Below are 7,910 nucleotides of genomic sequence, written 5' to 3'. Positions count from 1 at the left end.
GTGACGGATGCCGCGGCGGTGGCGGGCTGGGCGGGCGCGATGGTGCTCATGCCTCCGATTCCACACCGCGCTCGCGCGCGCGGGAATGCCGCCGCCGCGGCATCCGTCCGGGATCCCGGACGCGCGGGTACGATTGGGTGCGCCGACACGACGCCGCGCCGGCGAAGCGTCGTCGAGAGGTCGCGAAGTGCTGGATTCCACGCCGCCGAGCGACCATTCGCGACCGCTCGGCGCACGCGACGGCGGGTCGTCCGGCTCGAAGGTGCCTGCGGCCGACCAGACGCTCGCGATCCTCGCGCACCTCGCCGCGCAGCGCGGCCCGGTGCCCGCGGCGACGATCGCGCACGCGCTCGGCCTGCCGCGCTCGACGGTGTACCACCTGCTCGCCGTCATGCAGGAGCKCGGCTTCGTCGTGCACCTGCCCGAGGACCGGCGCTACGGGCTCGGCATCGCCGCCTTCGAGCTGTCGAGCGGCTTCAGCCGCCAGCAGCCCCTCGCGCGACTCGGCCGCCCGCTCGTCGCGGCGCTCGTCGACCGGCTGGGCGAGTCGGGCCACCTCGCCGTGCTGCACGGACGCGACGTGCTGTACCTCGTCGAGGAGCGCGCCCCCCGCCGTCCGTCGCTCGTCACCGACGTGGGCGTGCGCCTCCCCGCGCACCTCACGGCGACCGGCCGGGCGATGCTCGCCGAGCTTCCGCCGGCGCAGCTGCGCGCGCTCTATCCCGATCGGGCGGCGTTCGCGGTGCGGCATCCGCAGGGCGAGACGGCCGAGGCGGAGGCAGCCGGCTGGAGCTACGGGAGGCTGAAGCGCGTGCTCGCCGACGTGCGTGCGCGCGGCTGGGCCGACGAGGACGGCGAGGTCACCACCGGCCTCGCCTCGGCGGGGGCCGCCGTGGTCGACCACCTCGGGTGGCCGGCCGCCGCCATCGCCGTGACCTTCCCCGACGACGCGGCGCCCGAGCTGCAGGAGCGCGCGGTCGAGGCCGTGCGGGAGGCGGCGTCGACGCTCTCGCGGCGCATCCGCGGCATCCGCTGACCGGCGCATCTTCGAAGTCCCCGCCAGCACTCCAAGGAGCCCACTACTCTCGAGGTCCCACGTCACGCGATGAGGAGCCAAGATGACAAGCCCGCGCCGCCGGATCCGCGTCGCCCGCTTCGGCGGCCCCGAGGTGCTCGAGCTCGTGACCGACGACGCCGGGGAGCCGCGGCGCGGTCGCGTGCGCGTGCGCATCACCCACGCTTCGCTCGGCTCGACCGACGCACTCGCCCGCCAGGGAGGCTATCTGCTGCAGCCGCGGGCGGGATTCACCCCGGGCTACGACTTCCTCGGGGTGATCGAACGCACCACAGCGGATGCCGCGGCACGCGGGCTCGTCGAGGGCGCCCGCGTCGCCGCCTGCCTGCCGCGCATGGGTGCCCACGCCAACCTGATCGACGTGCCGGCGAGGCTGCTCGTGCCCGTGCCCGACGCATTGGACTCCGCGGTGGCGGCTACGCTTCCACTCGACGTGGTCACGGCCGCACTGGCATGGTCGCTGATGCACCCGAAGGCCGGTCGCGCCGTGCTCGTGCAGGGGGCGAGCGGCTCCGTCGGCCGACGGGTCGCCGCGCAGGCGATCGCAGCGGGGCATCCGGTGTTCGGCACCGCGTCAGCCTCGAACCGCGACGCGATCGAGGCGCTCGGCGCGACGTGGATCGACTATCGCGAGGCCGGGTGGATCGAGCGGCTTCGCGCCGCCACCGGCGGCGTCAGCGCGGCGGTCGACCACACCGGCGATCCTGCCGTGCGTCGCGCCGTGTCGCCGGACGGCAAGGTCGTCCGGCTCTCGTTCGTGGGCCGTCGCGGCCACGAGCGAGGCGATACGGTCCGGGGCGGCCTTGGCGCGGTCGGTCGATCCTTCGCGCATCCCGCGGAGCGCGTCGTCTCGGTGCCGCTGTTCGTCGCGACCCGCCCGGGCCGGTACCGCGCACTCCTCGCAGGGCAACTCGAGCGTGCGGCGCGCGGCGAGATCGTCGTTCCCGAGGTGGAGGTGCTGCCGCTGGGCGATGCTCGGGCCGGTCACGCCCGCCTCGACGCGGGGCTCACCGGCCACAAGCTCGTGCTCGCGCCATGAACCCACCCCGGGGTCGGATGCCGCGCGAGCGCCGCTGCCTCAGGCGTGCGGCGCGAGCCAGCGCCGCAACGTCCGCGTGACGAACGGGAGCACCCAGTACGTCATGATCGGCGTGAGCACGAGGGTCGTCGCGAGCACCTTCCACACCACGGCGAGCTCGTTCCAGCCCGGCACGAACGCGGTGACGAGCAGCGTGAACACGAGGTTCACCGGGAAGAACCCGAGCCAGATGGTGACCGCCTGCTTCCAGCGCGGCGGGGCGGGCGGCAGCTCGAGGTCGCCCTCGGCGCCGGTCGTGGCATCCGCCGCGGGCACCGAGCCGGTCGCCGGCTCGTCGAACCAGCCCTCGATGCCCGTGCGCCGCCGGCTTCGCTCCGACTTGACGAAGCCTTCGCCCATCGACAGCCACCAGCTGCGCTCGGTCGACCGCTCCCACGCCTCGAGGGTCTCCTCGCTCGCGAAGCGGTAGAGCATGTGCCACACCTGCGAGCGCTCGCCCGCGCGCACCCAGCCCGAGCCGAGGAAGCCCGGGTACTTGTTCGCGAGGTTCACGCCGGTCTGCACCCAGGCGGTCGCCTCCGCGATGTGCGCGGGGTCGACCTCGCGCCGGATCGACACGGTGATCGGATCAGTCGCCATGCACCCATCCCACCGCATCTTCCGGCGCATCGGGGTTTCCGAGTCGTCACGGATGCCGCGGGCTCACCGCGTTCGCAGCGCGTGCCCGGTGGTCCTGCGCCGAACGGCGGCGGCGATCCGGCCGCTTCCCGCCAGCGAGACGACCAGCAGCACCAGGGCGACGGCGGCCGGAAGCGGGGCGAAGCCCACCACGAGGAGCACGGCCACGGCCGCGACTCCGCACACCGTATCGACGGCCGTGCTCCAGGCGCCGGCCCGAGCGGATGCCTCCGCCGCGTCGGTCGTGCGTTCACCGGCCCGTGCCCGCTCGAACCGCCCGAACACCAGCGCCACCGGCACGACGGCGGCCGCCGCCACGCCCAGCCAGATCGGGCGGGTCGCCCACCACTCCAGGCTGAGCGGTTCGGGCAGGGGCAGCCCGATCGCGGCGTTCGCCACGAGGCTGAGGCCCGCCAGCGCGACGAGCACGGGCAGGTGCCAGAGGTAGACCGTCATGGCGCGTTCGCCGACGGACGAGATGAGCCGCGAGGCATCCGCTCGCTCGACCCATGCCGCGATGCGCGGACGGGCGAGCTGGAAGAGCGCGAGCTGCGCGACGCCCAGCACGACCAGGCACACGGTGGGCGGGTTGAGGTTGACGAGCATGTCGACGGGGTAGGGGCCCGCAATGGTGAGCGCAGCGAGGATGGCCAGGACGCCACCCGCGAACGTGAGCAGCGTGCCGGGAGCGAGCCCGTCGAGCGTGCCGTCGGCCAGGTGGAAGCCGAGCTGCTGCACGAGGAGCCACACGAGCAGGAGGTTGGCGAAGCCGATCGCTTCGACGCCGGTCGCCATCCGCACGACGTCGACGGCGACGACCGCCGCGAGGAGTGCCAGCGGCGTGAGGATCCGCGCACGCTCGTGTGCGCGCAGCATCACCGGCACGAGCGCGGAGATCGCGATGTACACGCCGAGGAACCAGAGCGGCTGTCCGATGCGGTACCCGGCCGTCGCGACGAGGTCGGCGGGCAGGCCGGCGACCGCCAGCGCAGCGAGCGCCGCGGACACCACCACGACGAGCGCGACCGCCGGACGCACGAGCCGCTCGAGCCGGGAGCGCACGTAGTCGGCCGGCGTCGCGCCCCGCGCCCGCATCGAGCGCCAGTGGTGGAAGCTCGAGAACCCGCCCGCGATGAAGAACAGCGGCATGATCTGCACGACCCAGCTCACCGGGCCGAACCACGCCTGCCCCTCGAGCGCGTTCTCGAGCACCGGGCCGGCCGCGCCCACGCTGACGCCGCACATCATCGCGTGCAGGAGGAAGACCGCCACGAGCAGCACGATGCGGACGGCGTCGACGCTCGGGTCGCGGGCGACCCGCGTGCCCCCTGCGATCCGTGCCGCGGATGCCGCTGGCGGGGCGGATGCCGCAGCGCGGCGCTCGATCGTGTCGGTCATGGTGCCCCATCCCGGGCGGCCCGTCCGCCCTCGCGGGGCAGGTTAGGGACGCGGCGATGAGCGGGGCATCACCCGGCGGAGCCGTCTCGCACCCCTACCGGCGTAGGGTCCGACGTGTGCGTGCGGCGCGGTGCCGTGCGGGCGGGGGCGCTATGCACCCGGCTGCACGAGGCCGGTGTCGTACGCGAGCACGACGGCGTGCACCCGGTCGCGCAGGCCGAGCTTCTGGAGGATCTTCGACACGTGCGTCTTCACGGTCTGCTCGGCGATGAACAGGGCCGACGCGATCTCGGAGTTCGACATGCCGCGACCGACGAGCGTGAGCACTTCACGCTCCCGGTCGGTGAGCTGGGCGAGCCGGTTGCCCGACGGCTTGGGTGCGGGCGCAGACCGGGCGAAGTCCTCGATGAGCCGGCGGGTCACGCTCGGCGCGAGCAGCGCGTCGCCGCCCGCGACGATCCGTACCCCCGCCACGAGCTCCTCGGGCATGGCGTCCTTGAGCAGGAACCCGCTCGCGCCGGCGCGCAACGCCTCGTACACGTACTCGTCGATGTCGAACGTCGTCAGCATCAGCACGCGCGGCACGTAGTCGCTGCTGCGTGGCGGCGTCTGCAGCGCACGCGTCGCCTCGATGCCGTTCAGCTGCGGCATCCGCACGTCCATCACGACAACGTCGGGGCGCAGCTCGCGCGCGAGTGCGACGGCCTCGGCGCCGTCGGCGGCCTGTCCGACGACCTCGATCCCCGGTTGGGCGGCGAGGACGGCCGCGAATCCGGCGCGCACCATCGCCTGGTCGTCGGCGATGAGCACCGAGATCGTCACGCCGTTCCTCCGTCCGCGCCGAGCGGCAGGGTCGCGAGCACACGATAGCCGCCGCCCGGGAGCGCCCCGTGCTCGGCGCGCCCGCCGAGCAGGGTGGCGCGCTCGCCGATGCCGACGAGCCCGTGGCCGCCGCCGACGGAGTCGGGCGCCGWGGCATGCGACCCCGAGGCATCCGACCCCGAGGCATCCGACCCCGTGGCATCCGGAGCGCCCGGGGCCGGATCGTTCTCGACCGAGACGACGAGGTCGCCCGCGAGCACCTCCACGCCGACGTGCGTCGTCGCCCCGGGCGCGTGGCGCACCACGTTGCTCAGGGCCTCCTGCACGATGCGGTACGCCGCCGTCGACGCGAGGCCGTCCTGCGGCAGGTGCTCGCCGAGGTCGAGCGTCACGGGCACGCCGGCGCGTTCGACGGATGCCGCGAGCGCGCCGAGCTCGCCGAGCCCGGGTTGCGGGGTGGTCTCGGGAGCCGCCTCCGCGCTGCGCAGCACCCCGAGGAGTTGTCGCATCTCGGTCATCGCACTTCGGGCGGATGCCGCGATCTCGGCGAACTCCGCCTTCGCCTCATCGCTCAGCCCCTCGACGCGGTACGGCGCGCTCGTCGCCTGCACGTGGATGATCGACAGCCCGTGCGCGACCACGTCGTGGAGCTCGCGGGCGATGCGGTTGCGTTCCTCCACGAGCACCCGCCGCTCCTGCTCGGAGGCCGAGTGCGCCCGCTCGCGGAAGAGCTCCGCGGTGACGACCCTGCGCTGCGTGATGAGCAGCGCGATCGGCAGGGCGATCGCCGTGATCGCGGCCGCGGCGATCTCGTTCGCTGCCGCGCCCACGTCGACGAAGGCGAACGGCACCGTGACCACCACGCCCGCGAGCCAGACGCCGAACATGCCGGCCCAGCTCACGCGCATGAGCCCCAGCACCAGCAGCAGTGCGAACTGGCCGATGATCGTCGTGACCGGCCACGGCCACGGGGCGCCCTCAGACGGGGCGGACAGCACGGCGAAGGCGAGGATGCCGGCCGTCGCGAGTCCGGCCGCCACCCAGTGGAAGCGCACGGCCAGCGGGATCGCGGCCGACAGCGCGAGGCTGGTCGCGAAGGCGGCGAGCAGGTGCACGCCGTAGAGGGTGGCGGCGAGCGGCACCGAGACGGCGAGGAGCAGCACGGCCAGCACGCACGTGGCGAGCCAGAGCCAGGCGCGCAGGCGCCGATCGTCGGCGAGCGCCCACCCCACGGTCGCCCGGCCCGCGGCGTGCGGCGGATCGGGTGCGATCGGAGGTGCGGCAGGATGCTGGGTGTCGTCCATGGTGCCAGCAGCCTGTCACGGCGAGCGGGGCCGTGGCATCCCTCGCCGGAGCGAACCCCAGCCCGTACCGCAGTAGGGGGCAGGGGCGCCTCAGCCCCGCTGCGACTCCTCGGCCGACGGCACGAGTCCGTCGACCGCCGTGGGAGGCCGCATCGCCGCCGACGCCCGGACGTCGCGGGCCAGCTGCTCGCGGTTCTTCGCGATGAGCCGGTCGTCGCGCAGCGGGAGCTGCACGTGCTCCTCGGCGATCACGCCGGCGCGCAACTGGCGGGCTCGCTCCACCTCGGTGTCGAGCACGGCGCCGAACAGCATCGCGAGGTTCGACATCCAGAGCCAGAGCAGGAACGCGATCACGCCGCCGACGACCCCGTAGGTGCGCTCGTACTGCCCGAGCCCGAAGACGTACACGCCGAAGAGCGTGGTGGCGAGCACCCAGGTCAGGAGCGCGGCGACCGCACCGACGCTGAACCAGCGGAGGTGGCGTCGGCGCACGTTGGGGGTCGCCCAGTACAGCAGCGCCATCACGACGATGCCGATGCCGGCGAGCACGGGCAGCTTCAGCAGGTCCCACCAGAAGACGACGCCCACGTCGAGGCCGAACACGTGCGCGACCGACTCGGCGACCGGTCCGGTGAGCACCAGTCCGACGGCGGCGATCGCGACGAGCACGACGACCACGGCGGAGGTGGCGATCATCCTCGGCCGCATCTCCCAGAACGGCCGACCCTCCTCCACGCCGTAGATGCGGTTCATGGCGCGGCCGAACGAGCCGAGGTAGCCCGACGCCGCCCAGAGCAGCGCCACGATGCCGGTGATGAAGGCGAGGGTCGCGTGCGAGGCATCCACGAGTCCTGCGAGGGGTTCCTGCATGGCGCCGGCGAACTCGCTGCCCCCGARGTCCTCGACCACCTGCAGCACGTTCTTGGCGCCCGACTCGGCGCTGCCGAAGACCCCGACCGCGGCCAGCGTCGCGAGGAGCGCGGGGAAGATCGACAGCACGCCGTAGTACGTCAGCGTCCCCGCGATGTCATACGCCTGGCTGATCCGGAACGAATGCCACGTGCGAATCAGGATGACGCGCCAGTCGCCCGTCGAGAGCTGCGCTGGTGAGTCGTCGGACATGATGTCCTCCCTGCTGGACCGGCCCATGCGAGCCTACGGGCGGGCGTGGCGGGGCGGACAGGGGTTGCCGGGGCGGGTCAGCCGAGATACGCGTGCAGGAACGCTGCGACGCGGGGGCGCAGCGCGTCGTCGAGGATGCCGATGGAATGGTTGGCTCCCGGCACCACCTCGAGCCGCACGGGCACGCCCGCTGCGTTGAGGGTGTCGGCGAACCGTTGCGACTGCGCGAGCGGCACGATCTCCTGCTGCGCGTGCCCGATGAAGAACGGCGGATCGGTCGGGTCGACCCGGTTCGCCGGCGAGGCATCCGCCTGCTGCGGGCAGGCCTCGAGGCCCGCGCCAGGATCGCAGCCGAGGTACTCGCCCACGATCCCGCTGAGCCACGCCGACCCGCCGTCGGCGGCGAGCTCGGCCGCCGAGAGCCCGACCGGGCCCGACAGCTCCGCGACCGCCGCGACGCGCGACCCCTCGT

The 7,910-nt window shown here is 73.7% G+C and carries 8 protein-coding genes; 2 read left to right on the top strand and 6 right to left on the bottom strand.

Annotated features, from left to right (window positions below):
• The first annotated feature begins 190 nt into the window (after nt 1-190).
• Together AC1DY2_RS11470 and AC1DY2_RS11465 are read left to right on the top strand one after the other, a co-directional pair.
• Nucleotides 191-1,036 carry an IclR family transcriptional regulator gene (locus tag AC1DY2_RS11470; RefSeq protein ID WP_476762550.1) on the top strand — a complete coding sequence of 282 codons (846 nt, stop codon included), beginning with the start codon at nt 191-193 and terminating at the stop codon, nt 1,034-1,036.
• 82 nt (nt 1,037-1,118) lie between these two features.
• The gene (locus AC1DY2_RS11465) at nt 1,119-2,114 is read left to right on the top strand and encodes an alcohol dehydrogenase catalytic domain-containing protein (protein ID WP_476762549.1); all 996 of its coding nucleotides are present in this window, start codon (nt 1,119-1,121) and stop codon (nt 2,112-2,114) included.
• Between the two features lie 39 nt (nt 2,115-2,153).
• Here the strand turns inward: AC1DY2_RS11465 and AC1DY2_RS11460 are convergent, their stop codons facing one another.
• From AC1DY2_RS11460 to AC1DY2_RS11435, 6 genes are all read right to left on the bottom strand, one after another.
• Nucleotides 2,154-2,753 (bottom strand): antibiotic biosynthesis monooxygenase, encoded by a 600-nt coding sequence (locus AC1DY2_RS11460; protein ID WP_476762548.1) that lies wholly within the window; start codon nt 2,751-2,753, stop codon nt 2,154-2,156.
• Nucleotides 2,754-2,816: 63 nt separating this feature from the next.
• Nucleotides 2,817-4,190 carry an acyltransferase family protein gene (locus AC1DY2_RS11455; protein ID WP_476762547.1) on the bottom strand — a complete coding sequence of 458 codons (1,374 nt, stop codon included), beginning with the start codon at nt 4,188-4,190 and terminating at the stop codon, nt 2,817-2,819.
• Between the two features lie 150 nt (nt 4,191-4,340).
• Nucleotides 4,341-5,012: a response regulator gene (locus AC1DY2_RS11450; RefSeq protein ID WP_476762546.1), complete on the bottom strand. Its 672-nt coding sequence runs from the start codon at nt 5,010-5,012 to the stop codon at nt 4,341-4,343.
• The gene (locus AC1DY2_RS11445) at nt 5,009-6,316 is read right to left on the bottom strand and encodes a sensor histidine kinase (RefSeq protein ID WP_476762545.1); all 1,308 of its coding nucleotides are present in this window, start codon (nt 6,314-6,316) and stop codon (nt 5,009-5,011) included. Before AC1DY2_RS11445 ends, AC1DY2_RS11450 begins: the two co-directional genes overlap by 4 nt.
• A 90-nt stretch (nt 6,317-6,406) precedes the next feature.
• The gene (locus tag AC1DY2_RS11440) at nt 6,407-7,438 is read right to left on the bottom strand and encodes a YihY/virulence factor BrkB family protein (RefSeq protein ID WP_476762544.1); all 1,032 of its coding nucleotides are present in this window, start codon (nt 7,436-7,438) and stop codon (nt 6,407-6,409) included.
• Nucleotides 7,439-7,515: 77 nt separating this feature from the next.
• Nucleotides 7,516-7,910, bottom strand: a 395-nt coding sequence (locus AC1DY2_RS11435) for a prolyl oligopeptidase family serine peptidase (RefSeq protein WP_476762543.1), incomplete at its 5' end; no start/stop codon positions are given.

Source organism: Agromyces sp. P1_H4 (assembly GCF_056405255.1).
The sequence above is the reverse complement of the archived record's forward strand: the minus strand, read 5'-3'. Positions and strand labels throughout refer to the sequence as shown.

Coding starts and splice junctions, on each gene's coding strand:
- AC1DY2_RS11465 (WP_476762549.1), top strand. CDS start 1,119: ATGACAAGCCCGCGCCGCCGGATCCGCGTCGCCCGCTTCGGCGGCCCC.
- AC1DY2_RS11460 (WP_476762548.1), bottom strand. CDS start 2,753: ATGGCGACTGATCCGATCACCGTGTCGATCCGGCGCGAGGTCGACCCC.
- AC1DY2_RS11455 (WP_476762547.1), bottom strand. CDS start 4,190: ATGACCGACACGATCGAGCGCCGCGCTGCGGCATCCGCCCCGCCAGCG.